Below are 20,752 nucleotides of genomic sequence, written 5' to 3' on the forward strand. Positions count from 1 at the left end.
GGTCGGGTACCGCGACCGGTCTAACGCTTACCCCAGAAGGGTTAGCTGCTGGCGTTTGTGCTGGTAGTAACCCTACGGAGGTGGTGATCGTCGGCGCGCGTTCAGTAACGCGGGGCCGGGCGAGCGGCGTTGACATCGGAGAAATACGTAGTGCGTTGCGGACTTCCGGGTGTCCCACCGCCATGGCCACGACCAGCCTGGTGGCCATCGCTCAAACCGACGAAGGGACCTACCGTGACCGCTATTCATGGCGCCAGTCGCGATACCATCCCGATTCGGTCTCAGGTCGAACTCGAGCCGTTGCTGGCTAACGACGATCACGCTGGGTGGATGGTGCGAGACCTGCTGGGTGGGGTGCTTGGTGAGTATCTCGAAACGATCTGGATCGCGTGTGGGTTTGATGTCTCGGTACGTGGCGTCAAGCTCTGGGACACCGTGGGAGCCACGGACGTCTCAGCGGACGACCTCGTGCTCGCCGTCGGCTTGTATGCCGGCGACCTTCCCCTAGTTCTGGACGCCGCCGCCCGCGCCGGAGCCGCGGCCGTCGTCGTCAAGCGACCGAGAAACCCTGCCTGGGTGCGATCCGAGGCGCAGCGTGCGGGCGTCACCGTACTCGCGGCGCCTCCCGAGCTGCCCTGGGATGATCTGCACCGGACGATCACAACGGTGCTCCCGACGGTCCCGACCGTATGGAACCCGCTCGGCGGCATGCCTATCAGCGATCTGTTCTCCCTCGCGGACGCCGCGGTCGCCGCGCTTGGCGGGCCCGTCGAGATCGACGACGCCGACATGTGCCTGCTGGCTTACTCCCATCGCGATCACGAACTCGACGAGCTACGCCGTACGTCGATTCTCTCCCGGCAACCGCCAGAGGCGTTCATGGAATGGTTCCGGCAGAGCGGTCTTCTGCGCAGGGTACGGGCCACTGATCGGCCAGTGCGGGTTGAGCCTGCCGGCCACCATCCGCGGTTGGTCGCACCGATACGCGCCGGCCGCGAGTTTCTCGGCTTCGTGTGGGTAGCGGAGGGAGAACACGAACTCGGTCAGCGACAGGAGACCATGCTCGCCGAGATCGCCAAGATCGCGTCCGGACGCATCGTGCGGCTTCGTACCTCGGGCGATTCCGAGCATCGGTTGCGTGCTCATCTGCTGCGTAGCGCGTTGGACGGCACCGGAGCATCCGCCGCGCTCGCCGATGTTCTTCGTCCGGATGACGGTGCGTCGTTCCGGCTCGTTGGTTTCGGGGCTCGTGACGGGGAACTCGACGCGTCTCTCCGGCACATGCTCGTACGAGACATCATCGCTGTCACCGGGGAGGCAAAGCACGAGCCTGGATGCGTGGTGACTGTTTCAGGCAACGTCTACGTGCTGTGCCAGGAGGACGGACGCACGCTCGATGATGCCCGCGCGTTCGCGGGTGAGGTCGCTAAACAGGCCGCGAGCCAGCTGCGGGTCGACGTCATCGCTTCCGTTGGACAACCATTGTCCGATCTCGCCGAGTTACCGAGGGCACGCGGAGATGTCGATCGGCTGTTGGCGATGACGTCCCGCGACGACGACGTCCGGGTCCGCGCCGCCGAGGATGCGTGGTCAACGACGCTACTCGCCGAGCTGCGCGAGCTGATCGTCGGGAAGCATCCCCATCTGCTGCAGGGGCCGATCGAGTGGCTCAATGAACTCGACCGCGAACGTAGCACTGAATATCTAGACAGTTTGCGCTGCTATTTCGACGCGCAGTGCGACCTGACCGAGGCAGCCAGGAGGCTGTGTGTCCATCGCAACACGTTGCGTTACCGAATCGGCCGGATCCGCGAACTCTGCGGGCTGAATGTCTACGAACCGACTGAGCGGTTGGTGGCCGAACTGCAGTTGCGGTTGATGAGCGAGTACTGAGCATCGGTGCCTAGGAGGACTCTGTGTCATACAAGTTCACTGTGAATGAGGAAGAGGTCGACAGCGATCTCGCCGGAGTGACGCCCTTGCTCTCGGTGTTACGTGAGGAACTCGGGCTCGTCGCCGCGAAACTCGGTTGTGGTGAGGGACGGTGCGGTGCGTGCACCGTACTTCTCGACGGGCGCCCCGTCGCGGCATGTGTGGTGCCGCTGGCTTCGGTCGCGGGTGCGGAGGTGCGGACCGCGGAGTCGCTCGCGGCGGGAGACGCTCCGCTGACGCGAGTGCAGGAGGCGTTACTTGACGAGGGAGGGGTGCAGTGCGGTGCGTGCACCCCCGGAATGCTGATGACCTTGACCGCACTCGCCGAGCAGGGCAAGGCGGAGTGGACCGAGGAGTCCGTGAGGTCGGCCATCGCGGGGAATATCTGCCGCTGCACCGGTTACCACAAGATCGTCGACGCCGCGATGCGCAGCGTGCCCGCGGAAGGAGGTACCCGATGAGCGTTGAATCAACCGTGACGAACAGTGCCGACGTGGTCGCGAACGGAAGGGTTGTCGGGACGACCGTTCCGAGGGCCGACGGTGACGCGAAAATTCGTGGCGCCGCGGTCTACGGCATGGACTACACCGAACCGGGGGCGCTGACCGTACGAGTCTTGCGCTCATCCGTACCCGCCGCGCGTATCGTTCGGCTCAACACAAGCAGGGCCGCGCGTCTGCCAGGCGTGCGTGCCGTCGCGACGGCAGCGGATACGCCGGGAACCTCCGGCATGCTCGTGGTCAAGGACCAGTCGGCGTTCGCCCGTGATCAGGTGCGTTACGTCGGTGAGCCGATCGCCGCCGTCGCCGCGGATACGCAGGCACAGGCCGACGCTGCCGTGGCGGCGATAGAACTCGATCTGGATCCGCTAGAACCGGTTCTCGACCTGGATGAGGCGTTGACGGACGGCACGAGGCATGTCCATCCGGACTGGGCGGACTACCAGGTGGCCGTCGAGGGGCACCGTGGCGGCAACCTCGCGTGGGAGGCGAAGGTTGAGCGCGGCGACGTCGATACCGTGTTCGCCGAAGCCGACGTTGTGGTGACCGACGAGTACCGGACCCCGCGCCAGCACCAGACGTCAATCGAGCCACACGCGGCGGTCGCTCGATACGAGAACGGGCGCTATACCGTTCACACGCCAACGCAATTCCCTTTCATGGTGCGCGACAGGGTGGCGGAACTACTCGGGGTCCGACCGTCCCTGGTCCGGGTAGTGGTGACCGAGATTGGTGGCGGGTTCGGCGGCAAGCTCGACGCGATGCTTGAGCCGATCGTGTGTGTGCTCGCCCGCAAGGCTGGCCGACCCGTGCGACTGGTCAACAGCAGAACCGAGGAGCAGACCACGTGCGCCCCGCGGGAGAACGCGATCATCCGGCTGCGAACCGCTGTGTCACGAGATGGCACCCTGCTCGCGCAGGAGGCAGTGGCACTTAGCGACAACGGTGCCAACTCCAGCGGGGAAACCGTGCTGTGCGCGAACGTCCCCGCGTTGGTACTTGGCTCGACGTATCGGATCCCCAACGTCCGCTACCGCAGCAAGGTCGTGTACACGAACACCCCGCCCACGGCGGCTTTCCGTGGGGTCAACGGGCCATACACGGTTTTCGCCCGCGAGATGCACCTGGACCACATCGCCGCTGAGCTCGGTATCGACCGGCGCGAGCTGCGGATGAAGAACATCCTGCGTACGGGCGACACAATGATCAACGGTCAGGTACTTCCCGATGCCTGCCTCGATACGGCTATGGACCGGCTCGAGGGCATCGCCCCCTGGCACGAGCGTCGTTCCGACGACAGTCGGCTGCGCGGTATCGCCGTCGTGCCCGCGACGTGGTTGACCAACCCTGGACCATCGGGCGGCGCCGTGCGGTTGAGTGAGGACGGAAGCGTCGTCGTTACATCGGGCGCGGTGGATATCGGAACCGGCGCCCTTACGGGAATCAGGCAGATCGTCGCGGATGAACTCGGGGTCCCCGTTGATCAGGTCCTGATCGCTCGGCCGGATACCGACACCGCGGGTTTCGACAACGGCGCCCAGGGCAGCAGGACGACCTTCGGTATGGGCGCCGCAGTGCTCGACGCCGCGACGAGGGTGCATGAACAAATCCTTGATGCCGCGGCGGGAATGCTGGAAGTCAGCGTATCGGATCTGGAACTGGCCGACGGGCACGTCGCGGTGCGCGGCGTTCCTGAGAAACGAGTATCCCTCGCCGAGGTGGCGGGCACCGCGATGTGGACAACCGGCCCGATCTCGTCGACGGGCAAGTTCGCCGCGCCGCCGGTTGACTTCGATTCGGGCTGCATGACCGGCGCGTTGTTCACCCACATGATTGGCGTTTCGTACCACGCCCATCTCGCCGAGGTTGAGGTCGATCCCGATACCGGCAAGGTGGACGTGACACGTTACGCGGTCGTCCAGGATGTCGGGCGTGCGATCAACCCGGGCATGATCGAGGGACAGGTACACGGCGCCGTGGCGCAGGGGCTCGGCTACGCCCTGTACGAGGATTTGCGTGTTCGGGACGGCGCCGTGGTCGATAAGGGTCTCGAGTCGTATCGGCTTCCTACCGCGCTCGACATTCCGCCGATCGACTTGGAATTGCTCGAGAATCCCGGCGACCAGGGGCCACTCGGCATCAAGGGAGCGGCTGAGCCGCCGATCGTTCCCGTCGCCGCCGTCGTCGCGTGCGCCGTGGCCGATGCGATCGGCACGCGGATCAACACGCTTCCGCTGACACCGTTCGACGTGCTCGCCGCATTGCGTGACGAAAACTCCCGCGATGTCCCATCCCGTTCTGGTTAAGGACGCCGCCACGGCGGAGAACCGTGCGCTACGTGGCCTGGTAACGGTCTACCGCAGGCTGTCAGGACTGCTGTTGCGCCGGGAGGTCGACCTCACGGCGATCACCGATGTACTAGCCGCTGAGCTTGGCTGCTGGGCATGGGTCGCCACCGTTGAGCTCGACGTCGTCACGGTTTCCGCGCCGGAGCCAACGGACGAGAACGGCTCGGACGTCGACGAGCGGTGTCGTGCCGACCCGCAGTGGGGCACGGCGCTCGCGGCAGCCGAGCGGAGTGGGCTTCCGGTGCGGGTGCCAGCTAGCCTCGGCGGCACATTCGTCGCCGCGCCGATCACTGTGGCCAATCGGTTATGGGCGTTCGTCATCACGTGGCAGGCGGGTTGGTACTCGGCGTCTGAAGAGCTGCCGCTGATGATCACTGAACACGCGGCGGCGATGTGCGGTGCCGTCATCAGCCGTGAGCGGGTAGCCGTCGAAGCGTCTGGCCGGGTGCGTGAAGATCTGATCACGGGACTGCTCCTCGGCAGGGCTACGGATGAAGCGGAAGCCACGCAGTGGGCAGAGCATCTGGGCTACGACACCACGCGGACGCATCGTGTGCTGGTGGCGATCGTCGACGAGTCAGGGCCGGATGCGCGGCCGGATCCGGGGGACGAGCGAATCGCGCCGCGAGAAGCAGAGGAGGCCGCCAAGCGGAGGGTGCTTCCTGGAACGGTGTTGGACGCGGTCGAGGAATTCTTAGTGGCGAGGGTTCCGGGCGTGATCGCACTGACCAGGGTGCCGGAGACCGTCGCGATCATTCCCGAACCGTCGCCACCCGGTGGAAACGATGGTGGGTCGCGGGTTACGGATCCCATCAGCCTGGCCGAGTCCGCGATCGATGGCCTTGGGCGCAGATTTCCTGGTGCCGTCGTGACTGTCGGGATCGGCGGCCGCTGCCAGTATCCGGAGGAGCTCGCGCGTTCGTACTCACAAGGGCGGCGCACACTCGAGTCAGCGAGTCGATTGTCCCGGCGCGGTCAGGTGCTGTCCTTTGACGCATTGGGCATTCACCGCTTGCTGAGCCAGGTCCCAAGTACCGCGGACGTGCGCTCGTTCGCGCGCGAGGTGCTGGGCCCGCTCGCTGAACCGGGGGACGAACGATGCGGGGGATTCGTGGAAACGCTGGCGTGCTACTTCCAGTGCGACAGCAGTCCGCAGCGTGCTGCCCGGGTGTTGCACGTACATCCGAACACGGTCACCTACCGGCTCAAGCGGGCCGAGGAGCTGACGGGCCTCCGGCTTGACCGCTATCGCGACCGGCTGATGGCACAGGTGGCCCTTGAGGCGCTCGGGTTGATGGAGATGGAATCATGATCGAGTTCGACGCCGCGGTGCGGTCACGGGTCCTGGTCTGCGATGGCGGTATGGGCACCATGTTGCAGGCAGCGGGCATACCGGCCGACCAACCGCCGGCGGACCTCAATCTCGGTACCCCGGAACTCGTCACCGCGTTACACCAGGCGTACGTGGATGCTGGGGCCGACATCATCCAGACGAACACCTTTGGTGCGAACGGCCTCCGCTTGGCCGATAGCGACCCTGACCATGTCCGGTCGATCAACCATGCGGGCGCGAGACTCGCGAGGTCAGTCGCGGACGAGGCTGGGCGGACCGTCTTCGTCGCCGGGTCGGTCGCGCCCGTACTGCCACCCCGATATCGTGGCGGCGTTACCGAGGATGGCGCTATCGCTGGTACAGATATCGAAGCCCACTGGGATCTCGCGATCAGCCAACAGCTGGAAGCTCTCGTCGAGGGCGGCGTCGACATTGTCATGCTGGAAACCTTCGGCGCGCTCGATGAGTTGATATCGGCTGTGCGGGTCGTTCGCCGAGTCTGCGGTCTGCCCATCATCGCGCAACTGACTTTCAGAGACCCTGATATGACCCTGGGCGGCGAGTCCGTGTCCGACGCGATGGACCAATTAGGGCAACTCGCGCCTACGGTCGTGGGAAGTAACTGCACATTGGGCCCACAAGCCGCACTCTCTGTGGTGCGAAGCATGCGCGAGCACAGCGCGCTCCCGCTCGCGATACAACCGAACGCGGGACTCCCGTACGTCGGCAGGGACCGTACCCTCAAATACGCGCACGATAGTGCCTACTTTGGACGTTACGTCCGCCGTTACCTCGATGCGGGTGCCAGGATCGTCGGGGGCTGCTGCGGTACTACGCCGGATCACATTCGGGAGGCGGCCGCGGCGGTCGCGGCGGCGCGGCGGTCGGAGCTGACCGCCGCCGCGTACCGGCGCGGCTCGCCGGTCGCGTGTTCGCCGCATGGCGAGGACCAGACCGGGAGCGATGTGACGGCTGAGTGCCAGCTCGGCGCGGAGTTACGGGTAGCTCCACGTAGTGCTCTCGCCGGGGTCGCCGCGCAAGCGACCGCACTCGCGGATGGCGGCGCCCAGTTGGTCGTCGTGGGTGGTTCCGACGCTCGGCAAGAACACGGCGCACCGATGTTGCTGGGTAGCCAGCTTTGTCAGCGGTTGCCGACCGAGCTCGCGGTAACTGTCACGACCTGGAACAAGTCCCTGATGACATTGCAGGCGGACCTGCTTGGTGCACATGCTTCGGGAGTACGAACGATCCTGTGCGAGACGGGAAACCCACCGGTCGATGGTGACTATCCAGACTTGCACGGTGCGCAAGAGGTGGACGCGCTCGCCTTGATCCGCTTGCTCGAAGGCTTGAACCAAGGCGTGGACAGCAACGGCATCGAACTGCAGCAGCCAACCTCGTTTCACATCGGAGCCCGATGTAATCCGGGTGCCGTTGACCTGACAGCGGAGATCGCACGTACTCGCCGCAAAGTCGACGCGGGTGCTCACTTCTTGCTGACGAGGGCCATCTACGAACCCTATGCGCTGACCACGATGCTCGCCGAGCTGTCCGACCTGCGCGTGCCCGTCTTCGTCACCATCGATCCGCTCCAGGGGTATGCGGAGGCGGAGTACTTGCGCGGAGAGGTGCCTGACATCGTGATACCGGACGACACCATGGAGCGATTACGGACGGCTCACCCCGACGACTGCCCGCGTATCGGAATGGAACTAGCGGAAGATCTGGTGGGGGAAATACAGCCGCTCGTGCATGGTGTCGTGGTCGTATCACGAAACGGTGATCCGGATGCTTTACTGCGTGTGCGTGCTGCGCTGACTGACGTTTCTCGGTGAATACCGATGCTGCGGTGGCGGCAATTTGGTGTAGCACACAAGCCGGTCACTATGGACTCTGTGAGCGCACCTATCGCTTTCGTCTCTTGAAATGAGGACACTAGGTGTATCAGAAGAAGCCATGGCTTACACCAAGACTTTGTCACCGCGACGTCGGTGCCGTTCTCAGGTGATGTGAAGGTGATCCACGATGATGTCGACCGCCGTGTCAGGCAAGCTGTGCAGCGCGAATGGCAAAAGCATCCCTGATGGCATCGCCGACACCGCGCGCCTCATCGTTTCTGGCATCGACCGCCCACGTATCGTGTCGAACATTACGGGCTGCTTGTCGCAATTCGGGGCGAACATCATCGAGTCTCAGCAATTCAGCACCGAAGCGCATGGGGGGTTGTTCTTCCTTCGTATCGAGTTCCACGTATCTTGCCTGCGGATGATCCTTCCCGAGTTGGAGTTGGCGCTGACATATCACGCTAACGCCTACGGGTTGAGCTGGCGGCTCGTTCCCGTCGCCGATGTTAAACGGATGGCCATTATGGTGTCGCGGGAGGAGCACGCCCTGAACGAGCTTCTCATGAGATGGCGCTCTGGTGACTTCCTCGCCGACATCTCGATGGTCATCTCCAACCATCCACATCACGGCAAAGCAGTGGAGTCGCTCGGTATTCCTTACCACTACATACCAGTGACACCTGATACGAAGTCAGCTGCCGAAGACAAGCAGCTCGAGCTCCTGTCTGGGAATGTTGACTTCGTAGTGCTCGCACGCTACATGCAGATACTCTCGCCGAGGTTCGTCGAGCGTTTTCCATATCGGATCATCAATATTCATCATGGCCTCTTGCCCGCGTTCGCCGGTGCTAATCCTTATCGAGCAGCGAAGGAACGAGGTGTGAAGTTGATCGGTGCTACGGCGCATTACGTGACGTCCGAGTTGGATGCCGGGCCGATTATCGAGCAAGACGTGACCCGCGTCGACCACCGTCATGGTGTAGCCGAACTGCGTCGCAGGGGAAGCCATCTGGAGCGATCCGTGCTCGCTACGGCCGTTTCTTGGCATGTTCAGGACCGCGTGATCGTCCATGGCAACAGCACGATCACTTTTACTAATTGAACATTCGGCGAGTCGCTATATGAACCGCGCGAGTCAGCCGTGATCGAACGTCGATGCGGTGAACCTATCAAAAGTCTGATTTGGACGGAGAAAGATGACCAGTAACAAGTACCCCGAGGAAGAGTTTCTGTTCACCTCTGAGTCGGTGACGGAGGGGCACCCGGACAAGATGGCGGATCAAATTTCCGACGCTATTCTCGATGCCGCGCTTGAAGAGGACCCCGCTGCTCGGGTCGCGTGCGAAACCTTGGTGACGACCGGCTTGGTAATGCTGGCGGGCGAGATCACCACGAACACGTCGCTGAACTTTGAGGAGCTAGTACGCGAGACGATCCGGTCGATCGGGTACGACCGGGAGGAGCTCGGGTTCGACGCCGACTCGTGTCAGGTAGTCACGGCGCTGGACAAGCAGTCGGCCGACATCGCGCAAGGCGTTGATACGGGACAGGAAATGCGTGAACGTCTCGTTCCGACCGATCCCTATGACAGCGCTGGGGCCGGAGATCAAGGGATGATGTTCGGTTACGCCACGCGGGAGACCGACGAGCTGATGCCGATGCCGATCGCGCTGGCGCACCGGCTCTCGCGGAGGCTGGCGGCGGTCCGAAAGATGGGCATTCTCGACTACCTGCGTCCCGACGGCAAGACACAGGTCACTGTCCGGTATCGCGACGGAGTGCCCGTGGCCGTCGAGAAGGTGTTGATCTCGACGCAACATGATCCCGACGTCGAGGAGAGCCTTCGTGAGGATCTGTGGCGCCACGTAGTGGTACCGGTCGTTCCCGCCGAACTGTATGACCACAATGAGCTGCGGGAGAACTTCTTCGTCAACCCGACGGGCCGGTTCGTCATCGGTGGCCCTGTCGGCGATGCGGGCCTCACCGGTCGCAAGATCATCGTGGATACCTATGGCGGTTTCGCCCGGCACGGCGGTGGCGCGTTCTCCGGGAAGGACGCATCGAAGGTTGATCGTTCCGCCGCCTATGCCGCGCGCTACATCGCCAAGAACGTGGTCGCGGCCGGACTCGCCGACCGGGTCGAGATTCAAGTCGCGTACGCCATCGGGGTCGCTCGTCCGCTTTCGCTGCTGATCGACACCTTCGGCACGGAACACGTACCACGCTGGCTGATCAGCGAGTTGGTCGACAAGCATTTCGACCTGCGCCCAGCGGCGTTCCGTGAGTATCTGGAGCTGCACAAGCCCGGATTCGTCAAGACGGCTGCTTACGGTCATTTCGGCCGTGACGACCTCGATGTGACGTGGGAGCGGACGGATAAGGCGGAACTACTGCGGAAGGAAGCGGGTTTCGACGTCCCGATCGAGATGACGGCACGTAATTAAGCTCCCAACTCGTCTGTGAGGAATCGCCGTGCGTCAACGTAAACGCCCCACGCCGACGAACCCGTCGCTGTCCGCGCGCGTGCTGTACCGGCTGCATCGGTTCCTCGAACCGAACTCCGTATACCGGTGGCTGGCCCGGTTCCTTGAGCGGTCCTCGAAACTCTACGACGGCTTCACGAGCGCGGAGGAGTCAGTGAAGGGGCGGATGTTCGGCTGCCAGATGTGTGGCCAGTGCGCATTGCCCGCTACGGGATACGCGTGCCCAATGAGCTGCCCCAAGCAGCTGCGCAATGGACCCTGTGGTGGTGTGTCACCGTCGGGCGCCTGCGAGGTATATCCAGAGCAGCGCTGTGTCTGGGTGACCGCGATCGAGCGGGCCGAGTCCGCGGAGCGGTTGGCGGATGTATGCCAGTTGCAACGCCCCGTCGATCACCGGCGTTGGGGCGAGAGCTCATGGGTGAACTACTGGCAAGGCAGGGACGACACGCTGTGGACTGACCATGATGGTCTGACGAGGGAAGCGACATTGCATCCCGTCACGCGGACCGCGGCGAGAGTTCGAGAATGAGTGGCTCGGTGCTGGAAACGGCGGTGCGATCGGGCCGGTTCGCCGTCACGGCTGAAGTCGGCCCGCCTCGTGGTCCGGATCCAGGGGGACTCTGCGCCTCGGTCCGCACGCTTCGTGGCTGGGTCGATGCGGTCAACATTACCGATAACCAGAGCGGTGTCGTTCGGTTGTCGAGTATGGCAGGCAGCGTGCTCGCCTTGGCGCAAGGTGTCGAGCCCGTCATGCAGATCTCAGCCCGGGATCGCAATCGTATCGCGATTCAGTCGGATCTACTCGCCGCCGCCGCGTTGGGTATTCCCAACGTGCTGCTACTCACGGGTGACCATCCCAAGTTCGGGGACCATCCTGAGGCGAAACCGGTTTTCGATGTCGACAGTGTGCAAATGCTTTGGATCGCGAAAACGATGCGCGACCACCAGCGGTTGCTATCCGGAAAACGACTCGATTCGCAGCCGCGCTTGTTCCTCGGCGGGGTGGAGAATCCGGCGTCACCACCAACTGGTTTCCGGGCACGGCGGCTTGGCAAGAAAGTAGCGGCTGGAGCTCAGTTCGTGCAGACGCAGTTCGTCTTCGACATCGCGCGATTCGAGCGGTGGATGGACGATGTACGGAATCTCGGACTGCATGAGCGCGTCGCCGTGCTCGCCGGCGTCGGACCGATTGGTAATCCGAGAGCGCTGCGGCACATGCGCACGAAGGTACCCGGTCTGTCCATACCGGACTCTGTGGTCGACAGGCTGAGCCGGGTTGACGAGAGCCGGTTCGCGGAGGAGGGCATTCGGCTGTGCGTCGAGACGATCGAGCGAATACGGGAAACCCCGGGAGTCTCGGGGGTGCACCTGATGGCGTTCGGGAGGGAGCACGTGATCCCGGAAATCATCGAGCGCGCCGGGATCCAGCCGCCGCGGTCGGAGAACGAAGGTAGCGGTCTGAGACAAAGGAGCGGTCATGTTGGTTGATGTTCGTCCGACAAAACGGTTGCGCGGTTCCTCACCGGTCGATGTCAGTGCCGCCCTTGGCCCTATCGTCGAGGCGCTGGGACAGGACACGGTCGATCTATCTCGCGTGCGTGTGGTGTGCGATTGGATCCAGTACAAGCACAACTTTCGCGATGTGATCGACATCCGGCCGATTACGGGAAGCGCGTCATCCGGAATGGAGTTGGAGGCCGCTGTCGATCTGCGGCGTTGCGCGGGAACGGACCTGAACGCGGCGACCGCGGAGGCATTGCGTGAGTTTCACGATCCAGACTCGTCCGATCGGGTTTACCTCGAGCAGTGGACGGCGGGCAAAGACAGCTGTATCTGGGACTTCAATGCGCTTTATTGGCAGGCCCTTGGTCGTTGGGAAGAGGTGTCGGGGCAGGACTATGAGCAAGCACTTCCTGGCGGCAGCAGCGATGGCCGGAATCAGGAGGCGGCTCGCGAACTGATCCTCGAACTGTTCGATACATGGGATGAGCTGGCGCGGCTGTCCTCACTGCCAGAGCAGCTGTATGTCGTTGAGCTCGGCGTCGGCAACGGCACTCAGGCCAAGGCCTGGCTGGACGAGTTCCGCGAACTCGCGCTCATCCGTGGTGTCGATTACTACCAGCGATTGCACTACATCATGGGTGACTACTCGCCTCATGTACTGAAACTCGCGCAGGAAACGGTAGCCGAGCATGCCGCGCAGGTCAGCTCGATTGTCGTTGACGCGACCGATCCCACCGCTTCACTTGGGTTCCTGCGGCACAAGGCGTTCTTGGTCTACGTCTCAAACGTCTATGACAATCTGCCAACGGATGAGGTGGCGTCGATCTCCGGTCGTACGTACCGGGTCGAGGTTCGGGCGTACTTACCACGTGAGGGAAGCCTCGCGCTCGCCGAGCGGCTTTCCACCACGCCTGAGCAGGTGGGTGGTGTCGTGCGGAAGTTACTTCGGCTAGGGCCGGAACTGCTCGCGGAAGCGCTTCCCCAACAGCTTCCCGACGTCGCGTCGGCCGTTCGGTTCTGGCAGGAAGCCTGGTCCTGGCTGCGCCTCGCGGAGCGTTACGTTCCGTTGGAGGGGCTTGATCTCTATCAGATCTGCCCAACGGTAACTGGTGAAGTGTTGCGCCCGATTCTGGAGGATCGCGGCGATTTCCGGATGCAGGTGAGCAACGGCGCTGTCGCGAGTTTCGTCGCGACATTGCGATTGCTACATCCTTACGGTCGTCTGCACTGCCATGACCTGTTCGTCACTGATGCTCGGCGCTATGACTCACAGTTCTGCGGGCCTGGCAAGTATGACGGCTCGATCGTGAACTGGGTCAACGGCGCGCTTGTGCAATGCGTCGGAAACCGACACGGATTCGACGTGAACTACGTGCCATTCCGGCACCGCGAAGGAACCAACATCACGACACTGACCGCGCAGGTGAGGGAGTGACATGACAGTTTTGCGGGCTCCGTCACCGCTACCGTTGCTGCCGACGTCGGTGGTCGGCTCGTACTCGGTTCCCGAGTGGCTTGAGGGCGTCAAGACCGACTTCTACCACCGCAAGATCAGTAAGAACTACCTCGACGATATCCACGGGGTCGTGACCAAGGCGGCGCTGAAGGACCAGGAACGGGCGGATATCGACATCGTTTCTGGCGGTGAGCTCTCCAGAGACAACGATATCGACTACCTGCTGGTACGACTGCCCGGCATCGAGATCCCGGACACGCGGAAGTCGAACTCATATGACTACTACGATGCTGTCGTCCGGGAGCCGTTGCCGGTGGGATCGCGGTTTCCGCTGCGGCTGACTGACGATTACCGATTCGTTCGCGACAACACGGATCGTCCGGTCAAATTCTCGATCACCGGTCCCTTCTCGCTGTCTCGCAAGCTTCGTAACGAAGCCTACGATGACCCGGCTGGTTTGGTCATGGCGCTGGCGGAGTTGCTGAACGCGGAAGCCAAACGACTGGTCGCGGAGGGCGCGACAGTGCTGCAGCTCGATGAACCGCTGCTGTGTGGTTACCGGGACCAGGTGGGTACCGCGGTGGAGGGCATCAATACCGTCATCGACGGTGTCGATGCGTCGTGGGCACTGCACATCTGCTACGGCAATCGTTACGCCCGACCGAGCTGGGAAGGGCATTACGACTTTCTCTTCCCGAAGGTGATGGATGCCCGGGTTGACCAGCTCGTGCTCGAGTTCGCCCGCCGAGGATACGAGGATCTCGATCTTCTGGCCCGCTCCGGATGGGACCGGGGTGTCGGGGTCGGTGTCATCGACGTCAAGACCGAGGAGGTCGAGACCGCGGAGACGGTCGCGCACCGGATCCGCAGGGCGTTACGTGTCGTCCCGCCGGAGCGGATGACGATCAACCCGGACTGCGGGCTTCGGCACTTGCCGGGGGACGTCGCCCGAGCCAAGTTGCGTGCGATGGCTGAGGGCACGGCGATCGTCCGCGACGAACTGTCCACTGTCGCAACGCCGACCGGGGACATCGCGATTCGTGACGAGTCCGGTGCTTCCCGAGAAGCGGTTCAGGAAGGAGCCATGCAGTCATGAGGATAGCCCTCACCGGATCCATCGCCACTGATCATCTGATGAGCTTTCCAGGCTCATTTAGTGAGCAGCTTATGGCGGATCATCTTGATCAGATATCGTTGTCGTTCCTGATCGACGAACTCGAGGTGCGGCGCGGCGGCGTCGCCGCCAATATCGCGTTCGGACTTGGTCGGCTTGGTCTTGGTCCCATCCTGGTCGGGGCAGCGGGTGAGGATTTCGCCGATTACTCGGCGTGGCTCACTCGCTCTGGTGTTGATACCGATAATGTGTTGATCTCGTCAACGAATCACACAGCCAGGTTCGTGTGTACGACGGATAACGCGCAAAATCAGATCGCCTCCTTCTATCCGGGCGCCATGACGGAGGCACGCGAGATCGATCTGACACGTATCGCGGACGCGGTTGGCGGCTTCGATCTGGTCGTGATCAGCCCGAACGACCCGGATGCGATGGTGCGGCACACGCGACAGTGCCGTGATCTGGGCGTGCCATTCGTCGCCGATCCGTCGCAGCAGCTCGCGCGAGCGGACGGTGAGCTGGTGCGGGAGCTCGTCAACGGCGCGACGTATCTGTTCACCAATGAGTACGAGTCGATGCTACTGAAGCAAAAATCCGGCTGGACAAGCAGCGAGGTACTGGCGCGGGTGGGTACCTGGGTGATTACGCACGGGGAGAACGGCGCCACCATCTCACGGAACAAGCAACCCACGCTTGTCGTGCCCGCCGTGCCGCCGACGGAGCTCGCCGAACCGACCGGAGTGGGTGATGCCTTCCGCGCCGGTTTCATCGCGGGTATCGCGTGGGAGTTCGACGATACGACGTCCGCCCAACTCGGCGCGACGATGGCGACGCTCGCGCTCGAGGTGGTCGGGACACAGGAGTACGACGCCGAGCACGCGGAGATCGTAGACCGGCTGCGCGTCACGTTCGGTACCGAGTCCGCCGAGCTCGTGAAAGAACGTCTTGCCGCCCAGTCCGCCCTGACCGTCCATTAATCGCCAAGGAGAGTGTAGTGCGATGACATTTGATTTCGAGATTGCCGATATCGGCCTTGCCGACTTCGGGCGTAAGGAGATCCGGCTGGCCGAGCATGAGATGCCTGGCCTGATGGCCACGAGGAGAGAGTACGCATCGCTCCAACCGCTGCGCGGTGCGCGAGTCACCGGCTCACTGCACATGACGATCCAGACCGCCGTGCTGATCGAAACACTGGTGGCACTCGGCGCCGAGGTTCGCTGGGCGAGTTGCAACATCTTCTCCACCCAGGATCATGCCGCGGCGGCGGTTGTGGTTGGCCCGGATGGCACCACGGACGACCCGCGAGGTGTTCCGGTGTTCGCCTGGAAGGGCGAGACGCTCGAGGAGTACTGGGCGTGTACCGAGAAGGCATTGAGCTGGCCAGACGGCGGGCCGAACATGATCCTCGACGACGGTGGCGATGCGACTCTGCTGGTACACAAGGGCGTCGAGTATGAGAAGGCGGGTACGGTCCCGGATCCAGCAGATGCCGAGAACGATGAGCATCGAGTTGTCCTGAGCCTTCTCGAGCGGTCACTGCGTGAGGATGGCGGGCGGTGGACCACCATCGCCAGTGGTGTTCGCGGGGTGACGGAGGAGACCACGACGGGTGTTCACCGGCTCTACGAGATGGACCGGGACGGGTCGTTGCTTTTCCCCGCCATCAATGTCAACGATTCGGTGACCAAGTCGAAGTTCGATAACAAGTACGGGTGCAGGCACTCGGTGATCGATGGCCTCAACCGGGCTACGGACGTGCTGATCGGTGGCAAGATCGCCGTGGTATGTGGCTACGGTGACGTGGGTAAAGGATGTGCTGACGCGCTGCGAGGTCAAGGAGCGCGGGTCATCGTGACCGAGATCGATCCGATCTGCGCGCTACAGGCCGCCATGGATGGTTACCAAGTGGATACCGTGAACGAGGTGGTGGCCTTCGCGGACATCTTTGTCACCACGACGGGAAACTTTGACGTGATCACCGCAGATCACATGCGGCGGATGAAGCATCAGGCGATCGTGTGCAACATCGGCCACTTCGATAACGAGATCGACACCGCGGGGCTGAGCGAGGTCGCGGGAATCGTACGGGAAAACATTAAGCCTCAAGTGGATGAGTGGACCTTCCCGGACGGTCACTCCGTCATCATGCTCGCCGAAGGCAGGCTGATGAACCTCGGTTGCGCGACGGGACATCCGAGCTTCGTGATGTCCAACAGTTTCACCAACCAGACGATCGCGCAGATCGAACTGTTCACGAAGTCGGACGACTACCCGGTTGGTGTGTACATGTTGCCCAAGCATCTCGATGAGAAGGTCGCCCGGCTGCACCTGGAAGCCCTCGGCATCAGGTTGACGACATTGACCGAAGAGCAGGCCGCCTACATCGGCGTCGCTGTCGATGGCCCGTACAAGCCCGACCATTACCGCTACTGAGCAGCGGTAGCGAGAACCAGGAGGCCTCACCACTATGACGACCCACGTTTTCTTCCTCAACAAGCTTCGGCAAGGCTGCGACCGTGATGAGTACGAGCGGTGGCTACGTGAAGTGGACTATCCGACAGCGCGCTCGCTGAACTCGATCCAAAGCTATCGAGTTGTCCGGCTGGAAGGGATGCTTTCGGAATCGGAGTTTCCCTGCGACTATCTAGAGGTCGTCGAGATTTCCGACCTGGACTCCTACGTGGCGGACATCGGCGACTTTCCCGGGCGTGAGCGATTCCTCGAGCAGCTGACGTCTTTTGTCGATGACGCTGTCATCACGCACGGCACGGTGATCGAATAATCCGTCGATAGCAGCGGGCCCGGCACCATTATCGGTGCCGGGCCCGCTGCTATCGGTAGATATCCGACGGTGTTCGCGGCCGGTGAGGCCTTGATCAGGGAAGCCGCGGCAGGACTTTCTCACCAACAAGCTTCAGTTCATCGCTGGTATCAGCCGGGTTGACCGGAGCGAGGACGACGCTGGTGGCCCCAGCGTCGAGCAGGTTGCGGACCTTCACGACCACCTCATCCGGGGTTCCCGCGATCGCCATCTCCTCCACCCACTCGTCGGGCATGTTCTTGGCGAGCGCGTCGATACCATCCTCCATCAGCTCTTTGAGCTGATCGTTCCAACCGAGCGCGCCACTGAGCGGGTTGTGCGGTCCGAGCGCGGTCAGGTACATCGCCAGCGCGGGGCGAACGGCCGCTCGTGCCGCATCACCATCCTCGGCGATGCTGGACAGGGTGAAGACCGGAACTTGATGTTCGGTGCGGTTGGCGGCGCGCATACCTTTGTGGATGTGTTCCAGTGCTGCTCGCACGTATGTCGGTCCAGCGAGCACACTGATGATCGTTCCTTCGGCGATCCTGCCGGAGAGTTCAAGCGATTTCGGGCCAACGACACCGGTGAGGATCGGGATGTCGCCTGGTGCGGGATGGGTCAGCGTGACAGAGCGGAACGTGAACTGCTTACCTTCGGTGTCGAGGGTGTCCCCCCGCAGCAGTTGACGAATCCCGCTGACACACTCATCGAGCGCGCTGAGCGGTGACTTCGCGGTGAGGCCCATCTGGTCGGTCCAGACCGGGACACCGTGACCGATGCCGGGGACGAAGCGCCCCGGATAGGTTCGAGCGAGACTGGCGATCTCCATCGCGGAAACGGCGGGATGCCTTGCCACGGCCGCGATCAGGCCGAGATTGACGGAGATGCGCTTGGTCGCCTGCAACGCCGCCGCGGAAGCGGTGAAGCCGCCGTACATGAAGTAATCCTCGGCAACCCAGAGTTCACCGAAGCCGAGATCCTCGACCAGCGCGGCGGTGGGGCCGACGTCCTCCGGCGGCGTTGTGGTCATGACAAGTACGCCAAGGGGTTTGGTATTCATCGAGTTTTCTCCAGACGGAGTTCGACCGGCGCGCGCCGCCGGATCGGATATTGTAGACACGATTGTCCCCTTGGTTCGGCGCGCCGAGTATTGGCGGAGATGGCAAGAAACGGGCTGATTCCCTGTGCAATGGGGCAATTGTATGGGCGGGACCGCGCGGATAGCTTGACCAAAAGGGTAAAACGCAGCACGTAGGTTTCATCGACGGCTCACCTCTGCTGCGGCGCCGTCGCCGTCTGTGAAAGGAATTGCTTCAGCTATGAAACGTAGCGTTGATCGAGTATTGACGACTCACACCGGGAGTTTCGAACGTCCAGAGGACCTCAACGAGCTGCTCCTGAATCAGGTGCTCGGTAAAAGTGTGGACCAAGAGCTCTTCGAGAAGCGAGCCCGCCAGGCGACAGCCGACATCGTGGCACAGCAGGTCGACTGCGGACTCGACGTCGTATCCGACGGCGAGGCGGCGAAGCCGGGATACCTGGAGTACGCCGGTAGCCGGATTGAGGGCTTCGGAGAGGAGATCGACGCCTCCGAGGTGTTCCAATTTGGGGATATGGCCGACTTTCCTGAGATCGCATACCGGATCTACAAGGACACGGTGGTCAAGATTCCGGTGTGTACCGGCCCACTGCGGTACACCGGCTTCGAGCACGTCAACCGGGACATCGCGAACCTCACCGCGGCGCTGGAACGGACGCCGGCAACCGAGGCATTCATTCCAGCCGTCTCGCCGGGCCTGCTGGCCATGAGCGCGCCAAATCGCTATTACAAGAACTACGACGAGTATGTCTTCGCGGTGGGCGAGGCGTTGAACGCGGAGTACCGCGCCATCGTTGATGCCGGGTTCCTGTTGCAGATCGACTCTCCCGATCTCGCTTTGGGATTCGACATGCACACCTGGATGCGTGACCAGGTGGAGTCCCGTGGCTTCCGCGCCGTTCAGGATCTGCACGTCGATGCCCTGAACGTCGCGCTGCAGGGGATCTCGCCTGACAGTGTCCGAATGCATCTGTGCTGGGCGAACTACAACGGACCGCACCGGAACGATATCCCGCTCCAGGATGCACTTGAGCCCGCGTTCCGGGCCAACGTGTGTGGTATCAACTTCGAGGCCGCCAACCCTGCCCATGCACACGAGTGGGAGCTGTTCACCGACATGAAACTGCCGGATGGCAAGGTGATCATCCCGGGCCTTGTCGACTCGAAGACTGAGATCGTTGAGCGCCCAGAACTGATCGCGCAGCGCGTCAAGCAGTTCGCGAACCTCGTCGGGCAGGAGAACATGATCGCCGGGGTCGACTGCGGGTTCGGCACTTTTGTCAATGTGCTGATGGTGAATCCGCGGATCGCGTGGATGAAACTCCGCGCGCTGGTCGAGGGAGCCGAGCGTGCCAGCGAAGACTTGGCGAAGGGTAAGTAGTAACCAACCCATCTTTCGATGGGATGCATGCCCAGAAGCGTGAGCGCCGTGATGGCTTCTGGGACGACACCGACCCCTCATGCGCGCCAGGCGCATGTGGGGTCGGTGTTTCCGCCCGACGGCCGTGCGGATGTTCGTCAGGTGATGAACCAGAGGAGAGTACTTGCCGTCGCCCAGTGAGCCTTTTTCATCTTGATCATGTGGGTGTGTGGTGGAGGGTGAGGATTGCGGCGAGTAGGCGGCTGATGCGGTGGGGGCTGCAGCGGACCTTGGCCAGCACGCGCCAGGCTTTGAGCGTGGCGACCGCGCGTTCGCCGACACCACGGATCCTGGCGTGGTGATGGTTGAACCTCCTGCGGTAGCCGACAAGGCCACGACCCCGGTACGGCGTACCCACAGCTCCGCCGGCGCCGAGATATCCCTTGTCGGCGAAGGTCGCGATCGCCGCACTGGTCAACGCGGTGATGAGACTGTGACGGCGGGCGGCGGTCAGATCATGCGTCGAGCCGGGCAGCGCGGGTGAGGCCCAGATCAGACGCCCGGCCGGGTCGGCCAGCAACTGCACGTTGACGCCATGGCGCTTGTGCTTGCCGGAATAGTACGGCCGCTGATGATGCACCCGGTCGATCGCGATCAGCGTGCCATCGAGAATCACGAACGCCTTGCGCTTGGCTGTGCGGACGGCATCGCTCAACTCTGGGCCGATCGCGGCGAGCACCTCCACCGCCTCGGTGACATAGCGATACACCGTGGCCACGCCGACACCGAATCCGGCGGCCAGACTCGCGTAGGTGTCACCGTTGCGCAGGTGCGCCAGCACCAGCAGCGCTTGCCGCTGGGGCGGCAGCTTGCGCCATCGCGATCCGATCACGACGCGATGCCGACGCAGCCGAGTCGCCAAGAACCGAAGTGTCGAGCTGGACAGATCGATCGCGGACGGGTAGGACAGCACAGTG

17 protein-coding genes are annotated in these 20,752 nt (G+C 62.9%); 15 read left to right on the forward strand and 2 right to left on the reverse strand.

Translation table 11 applies throughout. The features are described 5' to 3' along the window. The first annotated feature begins 330 nt into the window (after positions 1–330). The 14 genes from ACFQGD_RS06965 (at position 331) to ACFQGD_RS07030 (ending at position 17,295) form a co-directional block, all read left to right on the forward strand. Complete coding sequence (locus ACFQGD_RS06965) at positions 331–1,893, forward strand: PucR family transcriptional regulator (protein WP_345406063.1); 1,563 nt, start codon at positions 331–333, stop codon at positions 1,891–1,893. 23 nt (positions 1,894–1,916) lie between these two features. Next, positions 1,917–2,393, forward strand: coding sequence for a (2Fe-2S)-binding protein (locus ACFQGD_RS06970; protein ID WP_345406066.1), 477 nt, complete (start codon positions 1,917–1,919; stop codon positions 2,391–2,393). Further along, entirely contained in the window at positions 2,390–4,738 is a 2,349-nt protein-coding gene (locus ACFQGD_RS06975) for a xanthine dehydrogenase family protein molybdopterin-binding subunit (RefSeq protein ID WP_345406069.1), read from the forward strand. Before ACFQGD_RS06970 ends, ACFQGD_RS06975 begins: the two co-directional genes overlap by 4 nt. Then, on the forward strand, positions 4,716–6,092 hold the full coding sequence (locus tag ACFQGD_RS06980; RefSeq protein WP_345406072.1) for a PucR family transcriptional regulator: 1,377 nt from the start codon (positions 4,716–4,718) through the stop codon (positions 6,090–6,092). Before ACFQGD_RS06975 ends, ACFQGD_RS06980 begins: the two co-directional genes overlap by 23 nt. Beyond that, positions 6,089–7,948 (forward strand): bifunctional homocysteine S-methyltransferase/methylenetetrahydrofolate reductase, encoded by a 1,860-nt coding sequence (locus ACFQGD_RS06985; protein ID WP_345406075.1) that lies wholly within the window; start codon positions 6,089–6,091, stop codon positions 7,946–7,948. The genes ACFQGD_RS06980 and ACFQGD_RS06985 overlap by 4 nt, the downstream gene beginning before the upstream one ends. Before the next feature lie 190 nt (positions 7,949–8,138). Beyond that, entirely contained in the window at positions 8,139–9,059 is a 921-nt protein-coding gene (gene purU / locus ACFQGD_RS06990; RefSeq protein ID WP_345406078.1) for a formyltetrahydrofolate deformylase, read from the forward strand. Between the two features lie 94 nt (positions 9,060–9,153). Continuing rightward, positions 9,154–10,401, forward strand: a complete 1,248-nt coding sequence (metK, locus tag ACFQGD_RS06995; RefSeq protein WP_345406081.1) for a methionine adenosyltransferase — start codon at positions 9,154–9,156, stop codon at positions 10,399–10,401. Between the two features lie 28 nt (positions 10,402–10,429). Further along, positions 10,430–10,969: a methylenetetrahydrofolate reductase C-terminal domain-containing protein gene (locus ACFQGD_RS07000; RefSeq protein WP_345406084.1), complete on the forward strand. Its 540-nt coding sequence runs from the start codon at positions 10,430–10,432 to the stop codon at positions 10,967–10,969. Continuing rightward, positions 10,966–11,928 carry a methylenetetrahydrofolate reductase gene (locus ACFQGD_RS07005; RefSeq protein WP_345406087.1) on the forward strand — a complete coding sequence of 321 codons (963 nt, stop codon included), beginning with the start codon at positions 10,966–10,968 and terminating at the stop codon, positions 11,926–11,928. Before ACFQGD_RS07000 ends, ACFQGD_RS07005 begins: the two co-directional genes overlap by 4 nt. Continuing rightward, a complete protein-coding gene (locus ACFQGD_RS07010) occupies positions 11,918–13,378 on the forward strand; it encodes an SAM-dependent methyltransferase (protein WP_345406090.1) in 1,461 nt (486 codons plus the stop codon). Before ACFQGD_RS07005 ends, ACFQGD_RS07010 begins: the two co-directional genes overlap by 11 nt. A gap of 1 nt (position 13,379) precedes the next feature. Further along, complete coding sequence (locus tag ACFQGD_RS07015; RefSeq protein WP_345406093.1) at positions 13,380–14,495, forward strand: uroporphyrinogen decarboxylase/cobalamine-independent methonine synthase family protein; 1,116 nt, start codon at positions 13,380–13,382, stop codon at positions 14,493–14,495. Then, complete coding sequence (locus ACFQGD_RS07020; RefSeq protein WP_345406096.1) at positions 14,492–15,490, forward strand: carbohydrate kinase family protein; 999 nt, start codon at positions 14,492–14,494, stop codon at positions 15,488–15,490. Before ACFQGD_RS07015 ends, ACFQGD_RS07020 begins: the two co-directional genes overlap by 4 nt. 22 nt (positions 15,491–15,512) lie before the next feature. After that, entirely contained in the window at positions 15,513–16,946 is a 1,434-nt protein-coding gene (ahcY, locus tag ACFQGD_RS07025; RefSeq protein ID WP_345406099.1) for an adenosylhomocysteinase, read from the forward strand. A 34-nt stretch (positions 16,947–16,980) separates the two neighbouring features. Beyond that, positions 16,981–17,295 carry a hypothetical protein gene (locus ACFQGD_RS07030; RefSeq protein WP_345406102.1) on the forward strand — a complete coding sequence of 105 codons (315 nt, stop codon included), beginning with the start codon at positions 16,981–16,983 and terminating at the stop codon, positions 17,293–17,295. A gap of 94 nt (positions 17,296–17,389) precedes the next feature. On the opposite strand, the gene ACFQGD_RS07035 is transcribed toward ACFQGD_RS07030, so the two are convergent. Beyond that, complete coding sequence (locus ACFQGD_RS07035; RefSeq protein ID WP_345406105.1) at positions 17,390–18,376, reverse strand: LLM class flavin-dependent oxidoreductase; 987 nt, start codon at positions 18,374–18,376, stop codon at positions 17,390–17,392. A 259-nt stretch (positions 18,377–18,635) separates the two neighbouring features. Here ACFQGD_RS07035 and ACFQGD_RS07040 point away from each other — a divergent pair, with 259 nt between their 5' ends. Then, complete coding sequence (locus ACFQGD_RS07040) at positions 18,636–19,796, forward strand: cobalamin-independent methionine synthase II family protein (protein ID WP_345406108.1); 1,161 nt, start codon at positions 18,636–18,638, stop codon at positions 19,794–19,796. A 196-nt stretch (positions 19,797–19,992) separates the two neighbouring features. Here ACFQGD_RS07040 and ACFQGD_RS07045 read toward each other — a convergent pair whose 3' ends face one another. Next, on the reverse strand, positions 19,993–20,748 hold the full coding sequence (locus ACFQGD_RS07045; RefSeq protein ID WP_345398857.1) for a transposase family protein: 756 nt from the start codon (positions 20,746–20,748) through the stop codon (positions 19,993–19,995). Between the last annotated feature and the right edge of the window lie 4 nt (positions 20,749–20,752).

The organism is Haloechinothrix salitolerans (assembly GCF_042662605.1).
GTDB classification, from domain to species: domain Bacteria; phylum Actinomycetota; class Actinomycetes; order Mycobacteriales; family Pseudonocardiaceae; genus Haloechinothrix_A; species Haloechinothrix_A salitolerans.

Excerpts from the sequence above, each read along its gene's own strand:
- ACFQGD_RS06980 (WP_345406072.1), top strand. The coding sequence starts at position 4,716 with ATGTCCCATCCCGTTCTGGTTAAGGACGCCGCCACGGCGGAGAACCGT.
- ACFQGD_RS06975 (WP_345406069.1), top strand. The coding sequence starts at position 2,390 with ATGAGCGTTGAATCAACCGTGACGAACAGTGCCGACGTGGTCGCGAAC.
- ACFQGD_RS06985 (WP_345406075.1), top strand. The coding sequence starts at position 6,089 with ATGATCGAGTTCGACGCCGCGGTGCGGTCACGGGTCCTGGTCTGCGAT.
- ACFQGD_RS07015 (WP_345406093.1), top strand. The coding sequence starts at position 13,380 with ATGACAGTTTTGCGGGCTCCGTCACCGCTACCGTTGCTGCCGACGTCG.
- metK (WP_345406081.1), top strand. The coding sequence starts at position 9,154 with ATGACCAGTAACAAGTACCCCGAGGAAGAGTTTCTGTTCACCTCTGAG.
- ACFQGD_RS07005 (WP_345406087.1), top strand. The coding sequence starts at position 10,966 with ATGAGTGGCTCGGTGCTGGAAACGGCGGTGCGATCGGGCCGGTTCGCC.
- ACFQGD_RS07010 (WP_345406090.1), top strand. The coding sequence starts at position 11,918 with ATGTTGGTTGATGTTCGTCCGACAAAACGGTTGCGCGGTTCCTCACCG.
- ACFQGD_RS07035 (WP_345406105.1), bottom strand. The coding sequence starts at position 18,376 with ATGAATACCAAACCCCTTGGCGTACTTGTCATGACCACAACGCCGCCG.
- ahcY (WP_345406099.1), top strand. The coding sequence starts at position 15,513 with ATGACATTTGATTTCGAGATTGCCGATATCGGCCTTGCCGACTTCGGG.
- ACFQGD_RS07040 (WP_345406108.1), top strand. The coding sequence starts at position 18,636 with ATGAAACGTAGCGTTGATCGAGTATTGACGACTCACACCGGGAGTTTC.
- ACFQGD_RS07030 (WP_345406102.1), top strand. The coding sequence starts at position 16,981 with ATGACGACCCACGTTTTCTTCCTCAACAAGCTTCGGCAAGGCTGCGAC.
- ACFQGD_RS07020 (WP_345406096.1), top strand. The coding sequence starts at position 14,492 with ATGAGGATAGCCCTCACCGGATCCATCGCCACTGATCATCTGATGAGC.
- ACFQGD_RS06965 (WP_345406063.1), top strand. The coding sequence starts at position 331 with ATGGTGCGAGACCTGCTGGGTGGGGTGCTTGGTGAGTATCTCGAAACG.
- purU (WP_345406078.1), top strand. The coding sequence starts at position 8,139 with ATGATGTCGACCGCCGTGTCAGGCAAGCTGTGCAGCGCGAATGGCAAA.